Source organism: Streptomyces daliensis (assembly GCF_054782395.1).
This window is the reverse complement of record NZ_BAAGSO010000075.1, coordinates 1-24,079: the sequence shown is the minus strand read 5'-3', so window position 1 is coordinate 24,079 and position 24,079 is coordinate 1. Positions and strand designations below refer to the sequence as shown.

Annotated in this window: 8 protein-coding genes; all 8 read right to left on the bottom strand. The window is 70.6% G+C overall.

Annotated elements, in window-relative coordinates; genetic code table 11:
• Positions 1–66 precede the first annotated feature (66 nt).
• Positions 67–642 carry a hypothetical protein gene (locus ACYVOO_RS16805; RefSeq protein ID WP_453347610.1) on the bottom strand — a complete coding sequence of 192 codons (576 nt, stop codon included), beginning with the start codon at positions 640–642 and terminating at the stop codon, positions 67–69.
• Between the two features lie 311 nt (positions 643–953).
• Complete coding sequence (locus tag ACYVOO_RS16800; RefSeq protein WP_461016452.1) at positions 954–1,223, bottom strand: ferredoxin; 270 nt, start codon at positions 1,221–1,223, stop codon at positions 954–956.
• Between the two features lie 7 nt (positions 1,224–1,230).
• Positions 1,231–2,400 (bottom strand): cytochrome P450, encoded by a 1,170-nt coding sequence (locus tag ACYVOO_RS16795; RefSeq protein WP_461016451.1) that lies wholly within the window; start codon positions 2,398–2,400, stop codon positions 1,231–1,233.
• A gap of 207 nt (positions 2,401–2,607) precedes the next feature.
• Entirely contained in the window at positions 2,608–3,774 is a 1,167-nt protein-coding gene (locus ACYVOO_RS16790; protein WP_461016450.1) for a cytochrome P450, read from the bottom strand.
• Positions 3,775–3,853: 79 nt separating this feature from the next.
• Positions 3,854–5,074, bottom strand: a complete 1,221-nt coding sequence (locus ACYVOO_RS16785) for a cytochrome P450 (protein ID WP_461016449.1) — start codon at positions 5,072–5,074, stop codon at positions 3,854–3,856.
• Positions 5,075–5,381: 307 nt separating this feature from the next.
• Positions 5,382–18,389 (bottom strand): amino acid adenylation domain-containing protein, encoded by a 13,008-nt coding sequence (locus ACYVOO_RS16780; protein WP_461016448.1) that lies wholly within the window; start codon positions 18,387–18,389, stop codon positions 5,382–5,384.
• A gap of 36 nt (positions 18,390–18,425) precedes the next feature.
• On the bottom strand, positions 18,426–23,102 hold the full coding sequence (locus tag ACYVOO_RS16775; RefSeq protein ID WP_461016447.1) for an amino acid adenylation domain-containing protein: 4,677 nt from the start codon (positions 23,100–23,102) through the stop codon (positions 18,426–18,428).
• The coding region (locus ACYVOO_RS16770) for a condensation domain-containing protein (RefSeq protein ID WP_461016446.1) at positions 23,099–24,079 on the bottom strand (981 nt) is incomplete at its 5' end. The genes ACYVOO_RS16770 and ACYVOO_RS16775, both read right to left, overlap by 4 nt.

Sequence of the window (24,079 nt, the reverse complement as noted above, 5' to 3'; positions counted from 1 at the left end):
CGTGAAGTTCGAGTGCGCCGGCCGATGTACCGGCCCGGTGCAGTTCATCGGTCTCGTCCGGGGGAGTCACTCAGAACCGCCCGGCCCCGGGCCCTGAAGGCGCATCATGCCGCCGGGGAACTTGTCCTGGCATGCCTGCTGGGCCTTGGAGAATTCAGGGTCGTTCGGCTTGATGCCCGCTTCGGCGACGTTGATCGTCAGCTCGTTGCCCTTGACCTCGGGGTCGGGGAACTTCGGCAGGCCGTTCTCCCGCATGCACTTGGCCCACTCGGAGACCTTGGCCGGGTCGATGTCGCCGCCGCCGTTCTGCCCGCCCTGTCCCTGCGGTGCCAGGTCACGGCACGCCTGCATGGCGTCCTTGAAGTCCTGGGAGCTGGGGTCGACACCCTGGCCGGGGCTGATGTTGACGCGCCCGTTGGCGTCCTGCTTCGGGTCCGGGTAGTCCGGAACGCCGTTCTCCCGCATGCACTTCGCGTGCTCCAGTGCCTGGTCGAAGCCGCTCTTCGGAGACGCGGACTTCTTGTCCGAATCCGATGACGCCGCCGAGGAGTCGTCCGAGCAGCCCGTGAGCAGGGCGCCGACGAAGACAGCCGAGACGGCGAGGAGGGTCTTTGCGCTACCGCGCTTGCTTGTGGTGAACATGGGACCAAGTTCTACGCGGCTCGCGGTCACACGACGGATACAAGCGCCGGTGTCCAGCACGAGATCGGCGAGGGGGCCGCACGGAGGGCCCCGGGCACCCCTCGGCAGCACCTTCCGCGGTGCCTCCGTAAGCCGCTGAACAGGAACGATGGGCGCACGGAGCGGGCCGGTCAGCGCCAGGACACAGCAACGTCACGATGACGGCACAGCGATGCCCCGGCGGCCGTCCACCGGCTGCCGGGGCGTTCACTTCCCGTACGTGTCGCTGTTCCCGTGTCCCCGCGCGGGTGCGGGGTTACGCGGGTGCGGGGTTACGCCGTCACACCGCTGTCCCTCGGGCGCAGGCTGATCGCGCCGGAGGGGCACCTCATGACGGCGGTACGCAGCGCGGCGGCCGACGCGGGGTCCGACGCGGCGGTGTCGAGGAGGACGACCTTTCCGTCGTCTTCCGACTGGTCGAAGACATCCGGCAGGAACAGCGTGCACTGCCCCGACCCCATGCATCTGTCGCGGTCCACCCTGATTCCCGTGTCCCCCACGGTGGTCTCCGCGTCTCCCACCGGGTTCTCGGCGTCTCCCACGGGCACCTCACCAGGTAACCGGCAGCGCTTCGACGCCGTACTGGGGCGCGAACAGCCGGAAGCGCAGTTCTTCGACGGGCACCGCCAGCTCCAGGCCGGGGAAACGCTCCAGGAGCCCCGCGAAGGCCATCCGTAGCTGCATCCTGGCGAGCGAGGCTCCGACGCAGAAGTGGATGCCGTGCCCGAAGGCCATGTGCGTGGTGTTCTCACGGGTGATGTCGAGGGTGTCCCGTGGCTCGCCGGGTGTCTCGGCGCGGTTGGCCGCCAGGAGCGAACAGGCGACGACCTCGCCCGTCTTGATGACGCGGCCCGCGAGGGGCACGTCCTCCAGTGCGGTGCGGGGGGAGGCGTTGGATACGACGGCCACGTAGCGGAGCAGTTCCTCCACCGCCTGGTCCATCAGCTCGGGGCGCTCCCTGAGCAGCGCCAGCTGGTCCGGGTGCTGCAACAAGGCCAGTGTGCCCAGCCCGAGCATCTGGGTGGAGCCTTCGAGGGCCGCGGCCATGAAGGAGGAGCAGATCCCGGCCAGTTCCTGGTCGGTGATGTCCGTTCCGTGGTCGCGGATGAGCATGCTGAGGAGGTCGTCCCCCGGATCGGCCCGCTTCTGCTCCACGATCTTGACCAGGTAGCGGTCGAACGCCTTGATGGCCACCATCTTCTTCTTGCTGCGGCTGGTGGCACGCACGTCGAGGATGCGGGCCAGCTCCGCCAGGTCGTCGCGGGGGATGCCGAGCAGTCCGCAGGCGACCAGGCCGGGGACGGGCCAGGCGAAGTGCCGCATCAGATCGGCGGGTTGGCCGGCGCGCTCCATGACGTCGAGCTGATCTGCCACGATCTTCTCGATGATGGGTTCCATCCTGCGCATCCGGCGCACCGTGAACTCCGGTGTCAGCATCTTCCGGAGGCGGCCGTGCTCGGGCGGGTCGTACTGCAACAGATTGCCGGGCTCCACCAGTTGCTGGGAGTCCACCGCGCTCGCCGTGGGCGGCCGGGTGCTGAACCGCTCGGAGTCGCCGAGGATCGCGCGGACCTCGTCACGGCCGGTGGCGATCCAGTCGGAGAATCCGGGCTCCGGATCTTCGGTCAGCGGGGTCTCCACACTCATCCGGCTCAGCTCAGGCAGCGGGTCCAATCCGATCCGGCGCTTGTGCACGGGAATTTCTGATGCCTTCGACATGCGTCGACCTTTCACCCTTTCCGCTCGGCGGGGAAACACCGTGCCCGCCGAACCCTCCCACCCGGAATTCACATCACAGACGAGTGTGAAATCGCGCCGAACCCCTGTCAAGAACACCATTTCCGGGACAGCGGCGGCCTTTCCCGGGCGCGCTGAAGAATTCCCACTACCAGCTCTCCCCCGCTGCTCGCGTGCTCGCCGGAGCGTTCACCAGGTGACGGGCAGCGCCTCCACCCCGCGCTGGGGAGCGGACACGAAGAGCAGTTCCTCCGGGGGGACCGCCAGCCGCAGACCGGGGAAGCGGTCCACCAGCTTCGCGAAGGCGATCCGCAGTTCCGACCTCACCAGCGCTGCACCGACGCAGAAGTGGACGCCGTGCCCGAAGGCCACGTGCGTCGCGTTCTCACGGGTGATGTCGAAGTCCTGCGGCTCCGCACTGTGCGCCCTGGAACCGTTGGCCGCGGCCAGGGCGCAGGCCACGATCTCTCCCTTCCCGACCACTTGCCCCGCGACCGGCACGTCCGCGAGGGCCGTGCGCGGCGAGGCGATGGGCACGGGGGTCGCGTAGCGGAGGATCTCCTCGACGGCCTGGTCCATCAGCTCGGGGCGTCGGCGGAGGAGGTCGAGCTGGTCCCGGTGCCGCAGCAGTGCCAGGGTGCCCAGGCCCAGCGTTCCGGACATGTTCTCCAGGCCGGCGGCCAGCAGTGCGGCGCAGAAGCCGACCAGTTCCGCGTCGTCGACCTCGGTGCCGTGCTCCCGTATCAGCGTGCTGATGAGGTCCTCGGCCGAGGGATCGCGGCGCTTCCGCGCGACGAAGCGGGTGAGATATCCGTCGAACGCGTTCCCCGCGGCGAGCATCAGCTTCCGGGGGTGGCCGGGGCGGCGGCTGAGGATCATGTTGCGCGCCAGGTCCGGCTGGTCGTCGCGGGGAATGCCCAGCAGCGAGCAGCCGACCAGGCCCGGCACGGGCCAGGCGAAGTGGCGCATCAGGTCGGCGGGCCGGCCGGCCCGCTCCATGACGTCCAGCCGCTCCTCCACGATCCGCTCGATCAGGGGCTCCATGCCGCGGGCGCGCCGCAGCGTGAACTCCGGCGTCAGCATCCTGCGGAGCCGGGTGTGTTCGGGCGGATCGCACTGGAGGGGGTTGCCCGGCTGGGAGAGTCCGCGAGCGTCGTCGTCGGTGTCCGCGGGAGGGCGCGTGCTGAACCGCTCGTCGGCGAGGACCGCCCGCACCTCGTCACGCCCTGTGGCCACCCAGTCGTGGCGGCCCGGTCCGTCGGCGCCGTCGAGGGGCGCTCGGCCGTCCGACGGGACGCGGGCGAGGGGCGACGTGCGCCCGTCCGCGTCCCGTCGTCCTTCCAGCGGGTCCGGCATGTCACGTTCCCCCTTCGGCAGTCTCCGCGCCGTTGCCCGTTGCCCGTTGCGTCGTCAGCCCTCCGCCGTCCGCCGTCCGCTACCAGGCGAGGGGGAGCCTCTCGACGCCGTAGGCGGCGAGCGTGAGCGGCCGGAAGCGGAGTTCCTCCGGCGGCACGGCCAGCCGCAGCTCCGGGAACCGGTCCAGCAGCGCGGACACGGCCAGCCGCATCTCCATCCTGGCCAGTGCCGCTCCCGTGCAGAAGTGGACTCCGTGCCCGAACGCCATGTGGTTGTTGTTCTCGCGGGTGATGTCGAAGTCGTCCGCGGGTGCGTCGGGGTCCTGGGCGCGGTTCACCGCGAGCAGGGAGCAGGAGACGATTTCCCCGGCCTTGATCACACGGTCCCCGACCGGCACGTCCTCCAGCGCGGTACGGGGTGAGGCGATGGGGACGACGGCGACGTAGCGGAACATCTCCTCGACGGCCTGGTCCATCAGCTCAGGGCGCTCCCTGAGCAGCGCGAGCTGGTCGGGGTGCTCCAGCAGCGCCAGCATGCCCAGACCCAGCATCCCCGCCATGTTCTCCAGGCCGGCGGCCAGGAGGGAGGCGCAGAAGCCGACCAGTTCCTTGTTCTCGACCTCCTCGCCGTAGTTCCTGATGAGCGTGCTGATCAGGTCGTCGGCTGAGGGGTCGCGGCGCTTCTGCGCGATGAAGCGGGTGAGGTACCCGTCGAACGCGTTCGCCGCGGCCAGCACCAGCTTGCGCGGGCGGTCGGTGCGACGGCTCAGGTCCATGTTGCGCGCCAGGTCCGGCTGGTCGTCGCGGGGGATGCCCAGCAGCGAGCAGCCGACCAGGCCCGGTACGGGCCAGGCGAAGTGCCGCATCAGGTCGGCGGGCTGACCGGCCCGCTCCATGACGTCCAGCCTGTCCCCCACGATCTTCTCGATCAGGGGCTCCATCCTGCGTATCCGTCGCAGGGTGAACTCCGGGCGCAGCATCTTGTGGATTCTGGTGTGCTCGGGCGGGTCGTACTGGAGGGGGTTGCCGATCTGGGTCAGCTGCCGCGAGTCCTCGTCGCTGTCCGCGGGAGGGCGGGTGCTGAACCGCTCGTCGGCGAGGATGGACCGGACCTCCTCACGGCCTGTGGCCACCCAGTCGTTGATGCCGGGGCCCGAGTCCGCGGCGAGCGGGGTCTCCACGCTCATCCGGCTCAGCTCGGGCAAGGGGTCCTGCCTGATCCGCTGTTGGTGCACGGGAAGGTCCGACGGTTTGACGCCGCCCCGGTGCCTGCGCGTAGGAGGGTCTGCTGGTCTTGTCATTCGTGGGCCCCTTTCGGCCTTTCTTCGCGTCCGTGGCCACCGGCAGGGGAATCACCGCACTCCCGGGCCGTTCGACGTGGAATAACCAGGCCACGAACGATTCTCAGATCGCGCCCTGAGCGTGTCAACGGCGTCCATCCGAAGCGGTCCCGGACGCTTTTCCCCCGGCATATGGAATTTCGCGCTCCATTCCTCGCGCGCTTCCTCGCGTGCGTGAGGAGCGGAGAACCAGAGGAAAGAATTCCGGCTCCGCTTCTCACGGGCCGCGCCCGGCGGGTGCGGTGTCCACCGCACCCGCCGGGCCGCTTCACGACTGGCCGGACCCCCGCAGGGCTTCCGCCACGATGCGGCCGATGCCCGACAGGTGAGCCGCCTGAAGCATGTCGTTGTGGTTGACGGCCACTTCGTGCGTGATGATCTCCCCGTCCGTGTAGGGCTTCCAGGTCGCGACGGCCTCCGGCACCGGCAGGTCAGCGGGCCTGTCCTCGGTCGCGACGAACAATGTGATGTCGCCCCGCGACGTGCGCGGTGTGTGGTCCTGTGCGAGGGAGACCGTGTTCCGCATGATCTCCTGCATGTTCGACACGACGGGACCGCTCACCCCCATCGGGAAGGGCGCGCCCTCGCCAGGTGAGGTCTGGAAGTCGCGGATCTCCCCTGCGGTGTCGTCCCCGGCTCCGACTCCGGCCCCGGCTCCCCCGGTGGGGTCCTCGGCCCCGGTGAAGGTGGACCTGCCCAGGACTCCGGGGTAGCCGTCGAGCAGCGCCAGGAGTGCCACCTCTTCGCCCAGTTCCTCCAGCCTGGTGGCCAGCGCCTGGGCGATCACTCCGCCCACGGACCACCCGAGGAGGTGGTACGGGCCGGAGGGCTGGACCGAACGGATCTGCTCCGCGTAGTCGGCCACCATCTCCTCGACCGTCCCCGGCAGGTGCTCAGGGCCGCCCAGCCCGCGGGCCTGGATCCCGTAGACCGGCTGGTCCGCGGGCAGGTGCGGGAGGATCGCGGCGTAGCCCCAGCTCAGGCCGGTGCTGTGGTGCAGGCAGAACAGCGGGGGGCGGCTGCCCTCGGAGCGCAGCGGCAGCAGCACTTCGAGGTCGTCGCGGTTCCTGACGGTCCGCAGTCCTGCCCCCGCCTGCTCGTCCTGGTGCGCGGCGCCGCGCACCGTCAGCAGACCGGCGGTGGTCCGCTTCGCCCGCTCGCCGGTGCGCAGCATCCGGTCCCCGTCCGGGCCGAAGGGGCAGGCGACGAACAGCTCGCCGGTCCGCCCTGGCGCGTCCAGGTAGCCGCGTGCCAGCGCGGACCCGGCGACGTAGAGGTCGCCGACGACGCCGGGCGGCACCGGGCGCAGGAGGTCGTCCAGGACGTAGGCGCGGGTGTTCCGCACCGGCCGCCCCGTAGGTGTCTCCGTCGGCAGGAGCTGTCCGGACCCGCTCCGCTGGTCGAGCCACGCCGTCGCGGTCTCCGCTGTTCCGTAGCTGCTCACGAGGGGCACGTCCGGACGGTGGCGCTGCCATTCGGCCAGGTCGTCGACGGTCACCTGCGCGCCGTCCGCGACCAGGACCTCCGCGAACGGCAGCGGTCCCGCCGGGTGCTCTTCGAGGGCCGCCAGCCGGTCGCGCGTGGTGACGAGCAGGGACGTGGTGGGGGACGTGGTGGCCTGCGCGGAGGAGTCCGCGGTCTCCTGGTCCGGCACGCCGAACCGCACTCCGCCACCTGCGCACAGTGCCGCCAGCAGGGGTGTGATCAGCTCGGGAACAGGGGCCCGTGCGTCCAGGGTCGCCGCCCGGCCCGCCGGGAGGCCGTGCATCCGGTGCGCCACCTGGCTCGTCAGCGTGGTGTGCTCGACGACGGCGCCGGCCGTGCCGCCCGCCGGTGTCGTCGCGTCGTACACGAGAGCCGCGTTGCCGGGGAGCGGGACCTGTCCCGCGCCCTGCCCGTGCCCTGCGACCTTCTGCCGCGGCGAACCGCTGACGACGGCGCCGTCCGGTCCGTCGAGCAGGACGACGGGAACCGTGCTTCCCGCGGGCAGCAGCGCTGCCGTGGCCGCCGTGCACAGCAGTGCGGCCGGGCGGCCGGGGGCGGAGAGGATGCTCTCCAACGACCCTTCCGGGTCGGCGGGGAGGAACGCCGCGCCCGACTTGAGCACGCCGAGCAGCCCTGTGACCAGTGCCGTGGTGGGTGGCAGCGCCACCGCCACGGTGTCCTCCGCACCGGCTCCCAGCGCGTTCAGGTGGCGGGCGATCCGGCCGGTCACGGCCTCCAGTTCCCGGTAGTCGAGCGTCCCCTCGGCCGAGGTGACCGCGACGGCCCCGGGAGTGCGGGCCGCCTGCTGGGACAGCAGCTCGACGACCGTGCCCTCCGGAGTCCCGGCCGCCGTGTCGTCGACGGTCTCCACCAGCCGACGGTGTTCGTCCTCTCCCAGCAGGACATCGACCTGGCTCAGCCGGAGCTGCGGGTCTTCCGCCACCTGCTCCAGCACTCGGACGAGGCGCTGCGCGAGCGCGGCGGCGGTGTCGCGGTCGAACAGCTCCGTCGCATACCGCAGGGTTCCGTCCATGCCGTCCGGGCTGCCGTCGTCCTCCTGCCGCTCGGTGAGGTGGAACGAGAGATCCGTCGGAGAGACGTCGGCCTCCATGGGCAGCCGGGTGGTGTCCAGCCCCGGGAGCTCTGAGGTGTCCCACTTCTCCGCGATGTCGTCCTGCACCTCCAGCATGACCTGGAACACCGGGTGTGCCGAGGTGGCCGGCGGGAGCGGCAGCTCCTCCACCACCCGTTCGAAGGGGACGTCCTGGTACGCGTAGGCGGACAGGGTGGTCTCCCTGACCCGGCCGAGCAGCTCGACGAACGTGGGGTCGCCCGTGGTGTCCGTACGCAGTGCCAGCCGGTCGGTGAAGGGGCCGACCACCCCGTCGAGCCCTTCCTCGTCGTCCTGGCGCAGCAGCGGGGTGCCCAGCGTGAGGTCGGTTCCCGCGCCGAGCCGCGTCAGCAGGACGGCGAGCGCGGTGTGGACCGCCATGAAGGCGGATGCGCCGTGCTCTTCGGCGGTCTCCATCAGCCGGTCGTGCGCCTCGGCGCCCAGCGTCAGCGGTACGGAGTCCGCGCGGTGCGAGGGGCGCACGGGCCGCGGGCGGTCCGTGGGCAGCGGGGTCTCGGGGGCGAGGCCGCCCAGGGTGTTGCGCCAGTAGGTGAGCTGATCGCTGATCAGGCTGTCCGTGTCCTCCTCGCCCTGGAGCAGCTCCCGCTCCCACAGCGCGTAGTCGGCGAACTGGAGCGGCAGCGGCGCCCGTTCCGACACCCGGCCCTCGCTCCTGGCCCCGTACGCCGCGGCCAGGTCGCGCACCAGCAGGTCCAGCGATGCCTCGTCAGTGGCGATCCTGTGCACCACCAGGGACAGCACGTGGTCCGTCTCCGAGAGCGTGAACAGACGCTGGCTCCACGGGGTGTCCGTGGTCAGGTCGAACCGGTGCCTGGCGTGGGCGGCCAGCAGCTCCGGGAGTTCGTCCTCGGTCGCCGGTGTGACGGTCAGGGCGGGGCGTGCTCCCTCGGCGTCGGCGTCCAGTACGTGCTGACGCGGGCCCGCGTGGCCGTCGGTGCCGTCGGTACCTTCGCTGCCGTGGCTGCCGTGGCTGTCCTCGGTGAAGGTGGTCCGCAGGATCTCGTGGCGTGCCGCCACGTCGCCGAGAGCGGCTTCCAGTGCCGCCGCGTCCAGGCCGCCGCCCAGCCGCAGTGCGAGCGGGAGCTGCTGGGCACCGGCCTCCGGCGACGTACGGTCGAGTTGCCAGGTACGCCGCTGGCTCGCGGTGAGAGGAACGTCGCCCGAGTGCTCGACGGGGCGCAGCTCCGGACGCACCTTCGCCTCCAGCAGCCGGGCCACGCCGAGCGGCGTCGAGGAGCCGAAGAACTGACGCATGCTCAGCTCGGCGCCCAGCTCCGTCCTGATCCGCCCGGCCAGTCGCATCGCCAGGGTGGAGTTGCCGCCCACGTCGAAGAAGTTGTCGTCGACGCCGACCCGTTCGAGGTCGAGCACCTCGGCGAACAGCGCGCACAGCGCCTTCTCCGTCTCGGTCTCCGGGGCCCGGCCCGAAACCCGTTCGCCGAGATCGGGTACCGGCAGAGCGGTCCGGTCGAGCTTGCCGTTGGCCGTCAGCGGCAAGGCTTCCAGAACCATGACCGCGGACGGGACCATGTAGTCGGGCAGTGTCTTGGCCACGTGCTCCCGGAGCTGCTGCTGGTCGATCTCCTGTGCCTCGGGGACGACGTAACCGATCAGCCGCCTGTCGCCCGGACGCTCCTCGCGGACCACGACGGCGGCCTGGCCGACGTCGGGGTGCGAGGCGAGCACGGACTCGATCTCACCGGGCTCGACGCGGAAGCCGCGGATCTTCACCTGCTCGTCCGCACGGCCCGCGAACTCCAGCAGACCGTCCGCCGTCCAGCGGGCCAGGTCACCCGACCGGTACATCCGCCCACCCGACACGAACGGGTTGGCCACGAACCGCTCCGCCGTCAGATCCGGGCGACCGTTGTAACCACGCGCCAGACCCGCACCCGAGACATACAGCTCACCCACCGCACCCACGGGAGCGGGCTTGAGGAAATCGTCCAGGACGAAGACCTGCGCATTGCCGATCGGGGCGCCGATCGCGGGCGGGGCATCGTCGGAGGTGATGCCCTCGTTCAGGAGGGTGGCCGTGGTGATGACGGTCGCCTCCGTCGGACCGTAGGTGTTCCACACCCTCGACTGCGCCCGCCACTTCGCCGCCAGGTCCGCGCTGAGACGTTCCGCGCCCAACACCCAGTTCTCCACACCAGGAACCGATCCCGGCTCCAGGACCCCGAGAAGCGAGGGCACCACGCTGGCCACCTGGACCCCGGCCTCGCGGATCATCGCGGCCAGCGCCTGGGGCTCCAGCCGCTCCTCACTCGACGCGACGGCAAGACTGCCGCCTCCGCCCAGCGTGACGGCCACATCCAGCACCGCAGCATCGAAGGAGAACGACGCGAACTGCAACGCCACTGTTCCCTGGCTCACGCCGAGGACGGGACGCATCACCTCCGCCAGATTCGCCACACCACCATGCGCGACCGCCACACCCTTCGGCCGCCCCGTCGAACCCGACGTATAAATCACATACGCCAACTGCTCAGGCGCGAGAGACACCTCAAGCGGCTCGGACGCCTTCGACCCGATGGTCGCTGCGATGTCCCGGTCGTCCAGCAGCACCACATCCGCGACCCCGGCCGGGACCCGGTCCTCGGTACCGGACACGGCAAGAACCACCGACGCCGCGCTGTCGGACACCATGTATGCGAGCCGGTCGGCGGGGTAGTCGGGGTCGAGGGGGACGTAGGCGCCCCCGGCCTTCCACACACCCAGCATCCCGACGACCATGTCGATGCCGCGCGGCAGGCACAGACCCACCCGCGACTCGCGTCCCACACCCAGGCCCGTCAGATACCGGCCCAGTTGGTTGGCACGCGCTTCCAACTCCCCGTACGACAGCGCCTGATCGCCGGACCGTACCGCGACCGCGTCGGGGGTCGAGGCGGCCCACCCGGCGAACAGCCCCGGAACGGTACGCGCCGACACAGCCCGCGCCGTGTCGTTCCACTCCTCCACCACCCGCGTGCGTTCGGCCTCGTCCAGCACCTCGACATCCGCCAAGCGCACATCGGGGTCGGCGGCCACCTGCTCCAGCACCCTGGCCAGACGGCCGGAGAGAGCCTGAACGGTTGCCTCGTCGAACAGGTCGGCCGCGTACAGGATGCCGCCGCCGAGACCCGCCGGAGCACCCTCCGCGTCGTAACGCTCGGCGAAGGTCACCGACAGGTCGAACCTCGCCGGGGGTGCCTCCGAAGGCGGCACCGCGCTCACTTCCAGGCCCGGCAGCTCCCACCGTGCCTCGGGCACGTTCTGGAGGGCGAGCATGACCTGGAAGAAGGGGTTGCGCGACATCGACCGGGCGGGGTTCAGCTCGTCCACCAGGCGCTCGAACGGCACATCCTGATGCGCGTACGCCGCCAGATCCGTGTCCCGCATCCGCGCCAGCAGATCCACGAACGACGGATCACCGCTCAGATCCGCACGCAGAACAAGGGTGTTGACGAAGAACCCGGCCAGGTCCTCCAGCTCGGCGTCGTTGCGGCCCGCGATCGGGGTGCCCATCGGGATGTCCTCGCCCGCACCCATGCGGGCCAGCAGCAGCGACATGGCAGCGTGCACGACCATGAACATGGTGGCCCGGCCACGCCCCGCCACCTCCACCAGCCGCGCGTGCGTCTCCGCGTCCACTCCGACCGGCACGGAACCGCTGCGGAAGGAGGGGACGGCGCGACGAGGACGGTCGGCGGGCAGCACCAGTTCCTGCGGCGCACCGGCCAACGCCTCTCGCCAGTAGCCGAGCTGGCTGCTGACGACGCTCTCCTCGTCCTCCAGATCGCCCAGCACCTCACGCTGCCACAGCGCGTAGTCCGCGTACTGCACCGGGAGCGGCGCCCAGTCCGGTTCCCGGCCTGCGTCGCGGGCGGCGAACGCCGTCTCCAGATCACGGGCGAGTACGCCCATCGACCAGCCGTCGGAGGCGATGTGGTGCGTCACGATCAGCAGCACATGGTCCGTCGGCGTGATCCGCAGCAGCGTCACCCGCCAGGGAAGGTCCGTGCTCACGTCGAAGCCCCGGCCTGCCTCAGCGGCCAGTGCCTCTTGCCACGTGGCCTCGTCGGTGTCCACCACGGTCAGCGAAGGATGTGCGGCCTCGCCCTCCAGGATCCGCTGATGCGGCACCCCTTCCACGTCGGGGAAGACCGTCCGCAGTGTCTCGTGCCGCTCCGCCACGTCGCCCAGGGCCGCCGTGAGGACGGACACGTCCAGGTTCCCGGAAATCCGCAGCGCCAGAGGCAAGTTGTAGGCGGCTGCCGCCTCGGGGCTCTCCTGCATCCGGTTGAGGAGCCACATCCGGTGCTGGGCGAACGACAGCGGAAGCACCTCGGGACGGTTCTGCCGGACGAGCTTGATCCGGCTGCCGCCCTCCCCGTCCGAGATGGCTCGTGCGACGCCGGCGACCGTCGGCGCACCGAACAGTTCCCGGATGCTCACCTCCGTGTCCAGCACAGAGCGCACCCGCGCGATCAGGCGCATCGCCAGCAGCGAGTCACCGCCCAGTTCGAAGAAGGACTCCTCCGCGTTGACGCGCTCCAGGCCCAGCACCTCGCCGAACAGCCCGGCCAGCACGACTTCGGTGGGTGTTTCGGGGCCGCGCCCCTCGGCTCGGCCGGACAGCTCGGGGGCGGGCAGGACGGCACGGTCGAGCTTGCCGTTCACCGTCAGCGGCAGCGCGTCGAGCGTCAGCACCGACGTCGGGACCATGTAGTCCGGAAGCCGCTCACCTGCGAACTCCAGCAGCCTCGCGGTGTCCAGCTCATCGTCCACCGCGGGGACGACGTAGGCCGTCAGCCGCTTGTCGCCGGGCCGGTCCTCGCGGACCATGACGGCGGCCTGGCCGACGTCGGGGTGCGAGGCGAGCACGGACTCGATCTCGCCGGGCTCGACGCGGAAGCCGCGGATCTTCACCTGCTCGTCCGCACGGCCCGCGAACTCCAGCAGACCGTCCGCCGTCCAGCGGGCCAGGTCACCCGACCGGTACATCCGCCCACCCGACACGAACGGGTTGGCCACGAACCGCTCCGCCGTCAGATCCGGGCGACCGTTGTAACCACGCGCCAGACCCGCACCCGAGACATACAGCTCACCCACCGCACCCACGGGAGCGGGCTTGAGGAAATCGTCCAGGACGAAGACCTGCGCATTGCCGATCGGGGCGCCGATCGCGGGCGGGGCATCGTCGGAGGTGATGCCCTCGGCCAGCAACGTCGCCGTGGTGATGACGGTCGCCTCGGTCGGCCCGTAGGTGTTCCACACCCTCGACTGCGCCCGCCACTTCGCCGCCAGGTCCGCGCTGAGACGTTCCGCGCCCAGCACCCAGTTCTCCACACCAGGAACCGATCCCGGCTCCAGCACCCCGAGCAGGGACGGCACCACACTCGCGACGCTCACACCGGCGTCACGGATCATCGCGGCCAGCGCCTGGGGCTCCAGCCGCTCCTCACTGGAGGCGACGGCAAGAGTGCCGCCTCCGCCCAGCGTGACGGCCACGTCCAGCACCGCCGCATCGAAGGAGAACGACGCGAACTGCAACGCCACTGTTCCCTGGCTCACGCCGAGGACGGGACGCATCACCTCCGCCAGATTCGCCACACCACCATGCGCGACGGCCACACCCTTGGGACGGCCCGTCGAACCCGACGTATAGATCACATAGGCGAGCTGCTCAGGCGCGAGAGACACCTCAAGCGATTCGGACGACTCCGCCGCGACGGCCGCTGCGACGGCCGGGGCATCCAACGCAACGACGGGAACCGTGTCACCCGCGACCTGTGCCACCGTCTCCCCAGTGGCCAGAACCACCGTGGCCGCACTGTCGGCCACCATGTACACGAGCCGGTCCACCGGGTACTCGGGGTCGAGCGGCACATACGCGCCACCCGCCTTCCACACCCCCAGCATCCCCACAACCATCTCCACACCACGCGGCAAGCACAGACCCACCCGCGACTCACGCCCCACACCCAGGCCCCTCAGATACCGGCCCAGTTGGTTGGCACGCGCCTCCAACTCCCCGTACGACAACGCCTGATCGCCGGACCGCACGGCCACCGCGTCGGCAGCCGAGGCGGCCCACCCGGCGAACAGCTCCGGAACGGTACGCGCCGACACAGCCCGCGCCGTGTCGTTCCACAGTTCGACGACGGAGGACCGTTCGGACGGGCTCAGTACGTCGATGTCGCTGAGGCGGATCTTCGGGTTGGCGGCCACCTGCTCCAGCACTCTGGCCAGTCGGTCGGACAGTGCCTGGGCAGTCGCCTCGTCGAACAGGTCGGCCGCGTACAGGATGCCGCCGCCGAGACCCGCCGGTGCGCCTTCCGCGTCATAACGCTCGCCCAGGGTCACCGACAGGTCGAACCTCGCCGGGGGCTCCGATACCGAGCGCACGGGCTGTACGCGAAGGTTCGCCAGTTCCCACTCCGCCTCCGGCACATTCGCCAGCGCGAGCATGACCTGGAAGAGGGGGTTGCGCGACATCGTACGGGTCGGGTTCAGCTCGTCCACCAGGCGCTCGAACGGCACATCCTGATGCGCGTACGCCGCCAGGTCCGTCTCCCGCACCCGCTCCAGCAGATCCACGAACGACGGATCACCGCTCAGATCCGCGCGCAGGACAAGGGTGTTGACGAAGAACCCGGCCAGGTCCTCCAGCTTCGCGTCCCCACGACCGGCGATCGGGGTGCCCAACGGGATGTCCTCCCCCGCGCCCATGCGCGAGAGGAGCACCGACATGGCAGCGTGCACGACCATGAACATGGTGGCCCGGCCACGTCCCGCCACGTCCACCAGCCGCGCGTGTGTACGGGCATCCACTCCCATCGGCACGGAACCGCTGCGGAAGGAGGGGACGGCGGGGCGAGGACGGTCGGCGGGCAGGGTCAGCTCCTGCGGCGCGCCCGCCAGTGCCTCACGCCAGTACCCCAACTGGGCGCTGGCCAGGCTCTCCTCGTCCTCCAGCTCGCCCAACACCTCGCGCTGCCACAGCGCGTAGTCCGCGTACTGCACCGGCAGGGCGTCCCAGCCGGGTTCCGCGTCGGCGCTCCGTGCGGCGTAGGCAGCTTCCATGTCGCGGGCGAGTACGCCCATCGACCAGCCGTCGGAGGCGATGTGGTGTGCCACGATCAGCAGCACATGGTCCGTCGGGGTGATCCGCAGCAGTGTCACCCGCCAGGGGAGGTCCGTGCTCACGTCGAACGGGCGGCGCGCACGCTCGGCGAGACTCTCCTCCACGTGCTCCTCGTCGGTGTCCACCACGGTCAGCGGAGGGTGTGCGGCCTCGCCTTCCAGGATCCGCTGACGTGGCACCCCTTCCACGTCGGGGAAGACCGTCCGCAGTGTCTCGTGCCGGTCAGCTACGTCGTTCAGCGCCGCTTCGAGCGCCGCCACGTTCAGCTCGCCCGAGATCCGCAGCGCCATGGGCAGGTTGTAGGCAGCGGCGGCTCCAGGACCCGCCTCCTGCATCCGGTTGAGGAGCCACATCCGCTGCTGGGCGAACGACAGCGGAAGCACCTCGGGACGCGTCCTGGGTTGCAGGACGACCCGGCCCCGGGTCTCTGTGCCGTCGATCAGGCGGGCGACGCCGGCGACCGTCGGCGCACCGAACAGCTCCCGGATGCTCACCTCCGTGTCCAGCACAGAGCGCAACCGCGCGATCAGCCGCATCGCCAGCAGCGAGTCACCGCCCAGCTCGAAGAAGGACTCCTCCGCGTTGACGCGCTCCAGGCCCAGCACCTCGCCGAACAGTCCGGCCAGCACTTCTTCGGTGGGCGTCGCGGGTGCGCGGCCTTCCCTCGTGGCGAGGTCGGGGGCGGGCAGGGAGGCTCGGTCGAGCTTGCCGTTCACCGTCAACGGCAGCACGTCGAGCGTCAGCACCGACGTCGGGACCATGTACTCCGGCAGCCGCTCACCGGCGAACTCCAGCAGCTTCGCGGTGTCCAGTGCCCCCTCTGTGACGGGGACGACGTACGCGACGAGTCGCTTGTCGCCGGGCCGGTCCTCACGCACGACGACGGCGGCCTGGGACACCTCCGGATGCGAGGCGACAACCGACTCGATCTCGCCGGGCTCGACGCGGAAGCCACGGATCTTCACCTGCTCATCCGCACGGCCCGCGAACTCCAACAGGCCCTGCTCGGTCCAGCGGGCCAGGTCACCAGAACGGTACATCCGCCCGCCCGACACGAACGGGTTGGCGACGAAGCGCTCCGCCGTCAGATCCGGGCGGCCCACGTAACCACGCGCGAGTCCCGCGCCCGCGACATACAGCTCACCCGTCACACCGGGAGGCACCGGCCGCAGGAACCCGTCCAGGACGAAGACCTGCGCATTGCCGATCGGGCCACCGATCGCAGGCGGGGCGTCCTGGGCCGTGATGCCCTCGGCCAGCAACGTCGCCGTGGTGATGACGGTCGCCTCGGTCGGCCCGTAGGTGTTCCACACCCTCGACTGGGCCCGCCAGCGCGCGGCCAGATCGGCACTGAGGCGTTCCGCGCCCAGCACCCAGTTCTCCACACCCGGCACCGACTCCGGCTCCAGCACCCCGAGCAGAGACGGCACCACACTCGCGACGCTCACACCGGCCTCGCGGATCATCGCCGCCAGCGCCTGGGGCTCCAGCCGCTCCTCACTCGACGCGACGGCAAGAGTGCCGCCTCCGCCCAGCGTGACGGCGACATCCAGCACCGCAGCATCGAAGGAGAACGAGGCGAACTGAAGCGCCGTCACACCCTCCTCCACACCGAGGACGGGACGCATCACCTCCGCCAGATTCGCCACACCACCATGCGCGACCGCCACACCCTTCGGCCGCCCCGTCGAACCCGACGTATAGATCACATAGGCGAGCTGCTCCGGGACAAGAGACACCGACGACGGCTCGGACGACTCCGACGCGATCGCCGTCGCGACATCCCTGTCATCCAGCACCACCACAGAGGCCGCGCCGCCCTCGACCTGCGCCACCGTCTCCCCAGTGGCCAGAACCACCGTGGCCGCACTGTCGGACACCATGTACGCGAGCCGGTCCGCCGGGTACTCGGGATCGAGCGGCACATACGCGCCCCCCGCCTTCCACACACCCAGCATCCCCACAACCATCTCCACACCACGCGGCAAGCACAGGCCCACCCGCGACTCACGACCCACACCCAGACCCGTCAAATACCGGCCCAGACGATTCGACCGCTCCTCCAACTCCCCATACGACAGCACCTGATCGCCGCACCGCACCGCCACCACACCCGGAGTCGAAGCAGCCCACCCGGCGAACAGCTCCGGAACGGAACCCGCCGACACAGCCCGCGCCGTGTCGTTCCACTCCCCCACCACCAACGCACGCTCAGCCTCGTCCAGCACCTCGACATCCGCCAGGCGCGCCGAAGGATCAGCGACCATCTGTTCCAGCACCCGCACCAGACGGTCCAGGACCGACTGGATGGTGTCGCGGTCGAACAGGTCGGGACGGTAGTCGATCTTGCAGGGCATACGCTCGCCGGGAGCGACAAGAAGGGTGAGCGGATAGTGCGCCGATTCCTGCCCGCCGGCGAAGGTGATGGCGAAGGTGTCCGGGCTGGGAGCCGCGGCCGGGGGCCGGGGGTAGTTCTCGTAGACGACGAGCGTGTCGAAGGTCGCTCCGGGGCCGGAGACCCGCTGCACCTCGGGGAGCCCGATGTGCTGGTGTGCCATCAGGGCCGACTGGCGTGCCTGAAGCTCCGTCAGCATCTCCAGCACCGACTGACCGCCCTGGAGGCGGACCCGCACCGGAAGGGTGTTCATCGTCAGGCCGACCATCGACTCGACGCCCGGCAGCTCCGTCGGCCGCCCGGCCGAGGTCGCGCCGAACACGACGTCGTCGCGTCCGGTCAGCCGTGACAGCACGAGCGCCCAGGCGCCCTGGATCACCGAGTTGACCGTCAGGTCGTTCCCGCGCGCCATCCGGACCAGGTCCTGGGACAGCCTCGGGGGGATCTCGTCGGTGAGCCCTTCGAGTGCCACCGTCGACCGGGCCGGGTCCGCGGGGGCCACGAGTGTCGGCTCGTCGACGCCCGCCAGTTCCGCGCGCCACGCGTCCCGCGCCGCGTCCTTGTCCTGTCGGCTCAACCACGCCAGATAGTCGCGGTAGGAAGTCGTCCGCGGCAGACCCGTGGTGTCGCCGCCCGCCACGTAAACGGTGAACATCTCATTGATCAGAATCGGCAGTGACCAGCCGTCCATCAGGATGTGATGGCTGGTGATCATCAGCCGGTGCCGCTCCTCGCCCAGCCGGACGAGCCGCATGCGCAGCAGTGGCGCGACGGTGAGGTCGAGCCGCTCCGTGCGCTCCTGCTCGGCCAGGCGGTCCAGCTCGGTCAGGGCATCGGCCTCCGGCATCCCGGAGAGGTCCGTCTCCCGCCACGGCAGTGCCACCTGGCGCGCGATGACCTGGACCGCCTCACCGGACTTGCGTCGGCGGAAGCTCGCCCGCAGGACGGCATGCCGGGCCAGCAGCCCTTCCCATGACCTCCGCAGGCGGGCCACGTCCAAGGGGCCGACCAGTTCAAGTGTCCGCTGTCCCTGGTAGACGTCGGGTCCCTCGTCATCGAAGGTCGCGTGGAACAGCATCCCCTCCTGCAACGGCGACAGAGGCCACACGTCTTCGACACGGGATCGGGTCATCGCTCTTTCTCCTCACAACGGCTTGAATACAGCGAGTCACATGTGGTCGTCGGCGAACTCGTCCTCAAGATCGTCGACTTCGTCCTGTGCGAGGTCGATGAGGAGGAAGTCGGAGGGTGTGTGACCACCGGCATCGGGGTCGGTGGTGTGGGCGGCCAGGCCGTCCAGCATCTCCAGCCAGACCTGGCCGAGTCGCTCGACCTCGGCCTCCTCCCACAACTGGCCGGGCCAGCTCAGCGAGACCGTCAGTTCCGTTCCTTCGGGGGTGTCCCGGACCACCGCGCCCGCCTCCAGCGCGTGCAGTACGGGCAGATCCGGGTCAGCCGAGCCTCCGACGCCCGACTCCCCCACCATCTGCCAGGGGGCGGTCTGCCCTGTCCGCGCGCCGGCGGCGAACCGGCCCAGGTAGTTGAACCCGATCTCCGGTGCGGGCAGCGCGGCCAGCACCGGCTCCGTGTCGGGGTTGAGGTGGCGCAGCATGCCGTATCCCAGCCCGTCGCCAGGTACCGCCTGCACCTGCTCCTTCACGGTCTTCAGCAGTTCACCGGCGGCTCTGCCGCCGCCGCGCGCCTGGTGCAGGTCGACATGGTTCACCGCCATCCGGACCGGGTGCGAGCTGGCGAACCAGCCCACGGTGCGGTTCAGGTCGACGCCCGCTACCGGCTCTCGTCCGTGGCCCTCGATGGCCACCAGGACCCCGGCACCCGTTCCCGGCCGCCACTGTGCGACCGCGCCGGCGAGGGTGGCGAGCAGTACCTCGTGGACGCCGCAGTGGAAGACGGTGGGTGTGCGTCCCGCCAGGGTGACGGCACGGTCCGGCGCCACCGACCACGAACGGGACCGCAGGGTGCTGACGGTGTCCAGCACGGGGTCGAGCGCACGCCCGGTCAGGGAGGGCTTCGCCGCGCCAGGTGCCTCACCACTGCGGGACGACGCGGCTGCGCCGGGTCCGCCGACGAGGGCGACCCAGTCGTCCAGCTCAGCGACCCGTTCCTTGCTGCGGGCCTGGGTGGCGAGCAGACCGGACCAGCGCCGGAAGGACGTGCCCACGGGGTCGAGTACGGGTTCACGCCCGGCCGCGACCGCCTCGCACGCCGCCTGGAGGTCGGGCAGCAGTATCCGCCAGGACACACCGTCCACCGCCAGGTGGTGCACCACGACCGCCACCCGTCCGGTCCGGCCGGGTCCCGCGTCCAGCCACACCACCTGTGTCAGGACACCGGCCGTGGGGTCCAGGCGCTCCACCGCTTCGTGTGCCGCGTCACCCGCTGCCCTGTCCAGTGCCTCGGCCGCCAGGCCGCTCGCGTCGATCCGCGTGACCAGACCGGCGGCGTCCACCGAGCCTCGCTCGCCGACGACAAGTGCCGAGGTGTCTCCCTCGCGCACCACCCGTGCGCGCAGCATGTCGTGTGTGTCCACCACAGCGCCCACACCGGCGGTGAGGGTGCTCAGGTCGAGGCCGGGAGGAGCGCCCACCACCATCCACTGGGTGAACCGCGAGCCCGTGACCCGCTCGCCCTGCTCCCGCATCACGGGTGTCCAGCCGACCTCGCCCACACCGACGTCGCTGACGGACTCCTCCTTGGCACCCACGGCTTCCACCACGAGTGCGAGCCGCTCGGCGGTCTTCTCCTCGAATATCTGCCGAGGTGTGACCACCCAGCCCTCGCGACGGGCCCGCGACGCGAGCTGCATCGACATGATCGAGTCGCCGCCCAGCTCGAAGAAGCTGTCCTCGGCGCTCACCCGCTCCAGTCCCAGGACGTCGGCGAACAGCGCGCACAGTGCTTCTTCGAGCGGGCCCTGGGGTGCCCGTCCGGTGACGCGCTCGGCGAAGTCCGGTGCGGGCAGCGCGGCCCGGTCGAGCTTGCCGTTGACCGTCAGCGGCAGCCGTTCGAGGACGATGACCGCTGACGGGACCATGTAGTCGGGCAGCGTCTTGGCCATGTGCTCGCGGAGCAGGTTCTGGTCGACCTCGTGGACGTCGGGGATGACGTAGGCGACCAGCCGTCTGTCGCCGGGCCGGTCCTCGCGGACCACCACGGCGGCCTGGCTCACCGTCACATGGGCGGCGAGCACGGACTCGATCTCTCCCAGCTCGACGCGGAAGCCGCGGATCTTGACCTGCTCGTCCGCGCGGCCCGCGAACTCCAGCAACCCCTGTTCGGTCCAGCGGGCCAGGTCGCCCGAGCGGTACATCCGGGTGCCCGATACGAAGGGGTTGGCAACAAACCGCTCGGCCGTCAGATCAGGGCGGCCCACGTAACCACGCGCGAGTCCCGCGCCCGACACGTACAGCTCACCCGTCACACCAGGAGGCACCGGCCGTAAGAATCCGTCCAGGACGAAGACCTGCGCGTTCCCGATGGGGGCGCCGATCGCAGGCGGGGCGTCGTCCGGGGTGATGCCCTCGTCCAGCGACGTGGCCGTGGTGATGACGGTGGCCTCGGTCGGGCCGTAGGTGTTCCACACCCTCGACTGGGCCCGCCACTTGGCGGCCAGGTCGGCGCTGAGGCGTTCCGCGCCCAGCACCCAGTTCTCCACACCGGGCACGGACTCCGGCTCCAGCACCCCGAGGAGCGAGGGCACCACGCTGGCCACCTGGACCCCGGTGTCGCGGATCATCGCGGCCAGCGCCTCGGACTCGGTCCGCTCTTCGCTGGAGGCGATGGCGAGGGTGCCGCCTCCGCCCAGTGTGACGGCCACATCGAGCACCGCAGCGTCGAAGGAGAACGAGGCGAACTGAAGCGCCGTCACGCCCTCCTCCACACCGAGGACGGGACGCATGACCTCCGCCAGATTCGCCACACCACCATGCGCGACGGCCACACCCTTCGGCCGCCCCGTCGAACCCGACGTATAAATCACATAGGCAAGCTGCTCAGGCGCGAGAGACACCGACAACGGCTCGGACGACTCCGTTGCGATGGCCGCCGCCACCTCCCCGTCGTCGAGCAGCACCACATCCGCCACCCCGGCCGGGACCCGGTCCTCGGTACCGGACACGGCCAGAACCACCGAAGCGCCGCTGTCGGACACCATGTAACCCAGCCGGTCCGCCGGATGCTCGGGGTCGAGCGGCACATACGCGCCCCCGGCCTTCCACACCCCCAGCAGTCCGACGATCATGTCGACACCACGCGGCAGGCACAGACCCACCCGCGACTCACGGCCCACACCCAGACCCGTCAAATACCGGCCCAGCCGATTCGACCGCTCCTCCAACTCCCCGTACGACAACGCCTCGTCACCACACCGCACCGCCACCGCGTCCGGAGCCGAAGCGGCCCACCCGGCGAAGCGCTCGACGGTGGTTTCCGAGGGGACCGGCCGCGCCGTGTCGTTCCACTCCTCCACCAGCCGTGCGCGTTCGGCCTCGTCCAGTACCTCGATGTCACCCACCCGTGCCGCCGGGTCGGCGACCACCTGTTCCAGCACCCGCGTCAGGCGGCGGCCCATGCGGATCGCCGCCTGCTCGTCGAACAGGTCGGGCCGGTAGGTCACCAGGATCTGTAGGTTACGGTCCGGGATGACGCCCATGGTCAGCGGAAAGTTGGTCGCCTCGTGGGTCTCCATGCCCCCGAAGAAGAGCCTTTCGGCGGCTTCGGGCGAGTCGGGAGCGGCCGGGGGCCGGGGGTAGTTCTCGTACACCATGAGGGTGTCGAAGGTCGCTCCGGGGCCCGCGAGCCGCTGGATCTCCGGCAGTCCTATGTGCTGGTGGGTGATCAGCGCGGACTGGCGTTCCTGAAGCTCCGTCAGCATCCGCAGCACCGGCTGACCCGCTTCGAGACCGACTCGCACCGGCAGTGTGTTGATGAGCAGCCCGACCATCGACTCGACGCCCGGCAGCTCGGGCGGACGCCCCGCGACGGTGGCACCGAACACGACGTCCTTGCGTCCGGTCAGTCCCGCCAGGACGAGCGCCCAGGCGCCCTGCACCACGGAGTTCATCGTCAGCCCCTGGCCGCGGGCCAGCTCCGAGAGCTTTCCCGTGGTCTCCTCGGAGAGCGCCACCAGGGTCTCCTTCGGCAGCACCGCGTCCCTTCCCGGGTCGTCGGGTGCGAGGAGGGTGGGTTCTTCGACGCCCGCCAGCTCGGCCTGCCAGGCGGCCCGGCCCGCCGCCTTGTCCTGACGGTTCAGCCACGCCAGGTAGTCCCGGTAGGAGGCGACCGGGGGCAGTACCCGTGCATCACCGCCCGCCGCGTAGACCGTGGACAGCTCGTCGAGGAGGACGGGCATCGACCAGCCGTCCATGAGGATGTGATGTGTCGTCACCACGAGCCGGTGGTTGCGCTCGCCGAGCCGGACGAGGACGAGCCGGAGCAGCGGCGCCGCCGCCAGGTCCAGGCGTCCCTCCCGTTCGCGGGCCGCCAGCTCGGTGACCCGGGCCGACTGGCTGTCCTCGTCCAGCCCTGAGAGGTCCACCTCCCTCCACGGCAGGGCGACCTCCCGCGTGATGAGCTGCACCGACTCGCCCGACTTGCGCTGGTGGAAACTCGCGCGGAGTGCCGCGTGGCGTTCGAGCAGCGCTTCCCACGAGGCGCGGAAGCGGTCGGCGTCGAGCGGTCCCTCGACGGTCAGTACGCACTGCATCGCGTAGATGTCGGGGCCCTGGTCGTCGTAGGCCGCGTGGAACAGCATCCCCTCCTGCAAAGGCGACAGCGGCCACACTTCCGCCAACGCTGAGCCCTTGACGGGGGCTGGTTTCTTCACAGGGACCGTCCTCCTTCGAGTTCTGCTGCTATCGCTTCGAGTTCGTCGACCTCGTCCTGCGCGAGGTCGAGGAGGGGGAAGTCGGACGGGGTGTGTCCGCCTGCCGCCGGGGCGGTGGTGTGGTCGGCGAGGCCGGTCAGCATCTCCAGCCAGAGCCGGCCGAGCCGCTCCACCTCGTCCGCCGTCATCAGCTCGCCGGGCCAGCTCAGCGTGAGCGACAGTTCGGGCCCTTCCGGGGTGTCCCGTACCACCGCGCCCGCGTCGAGCACGTGCATCGCCGGCATGTCCGGGTCGACCGAGCCGCCGATCGCCGATTCCCCGGCGGGCTGCCACGGACCGACCGGTCCCGTGTCCGTGCCGGCGGCGAACCGGCCCAGGTAGTTGAATCCGATCTGCGGCGCCGGCAGGGCCGCCAGCCTCGGTGCCGTCTCCGGGTTGAGGTAGCGGAGCAGTTCGTATCCGAGCCCGTCGCCGGGCACCGACTGCGCCTGCTCCTTGACCGTCTTCAGCAGTTCACCCGCCGCCTCGCCGCCCGACAGCGCGTCGGCGAGGTCGGTGGTTCCTGCCGCGAGCCTGACGGGGTGTGAACTGGTGAACCACCCCACCGTGCGGGAGAGGTCCACCCCCTCCACCGGCTCACGGCCGTGCCCCTCGATGTTTACCAGCACCCCGGCATCAGCCCCCGGTCGCCAGTGTGCGACGGCCCCGGCCAGTGTGGCCAGCAATACTTCGTGGACACCGCAGTGGAAGACGGACGGTGTCCTGCCGGTCAGGGTGGCGGCGTGCGCGACGGGGACCGTCCAGCTCCGGACGTCCAGGGTCCGGGCCGTGTCGCGCTGGGGGTCCAGTGCGCGCCGTCCCAGCAGCGGCTCGGGCACACCCCCGCCCCCGCCCTCGCCACCGTTCCCGCCACCGGCCAGCGCGGTCCACGCCTCCAGCTCCGCCACCCGCTCCGCACTGCGCGCCTGCCGCGCCAA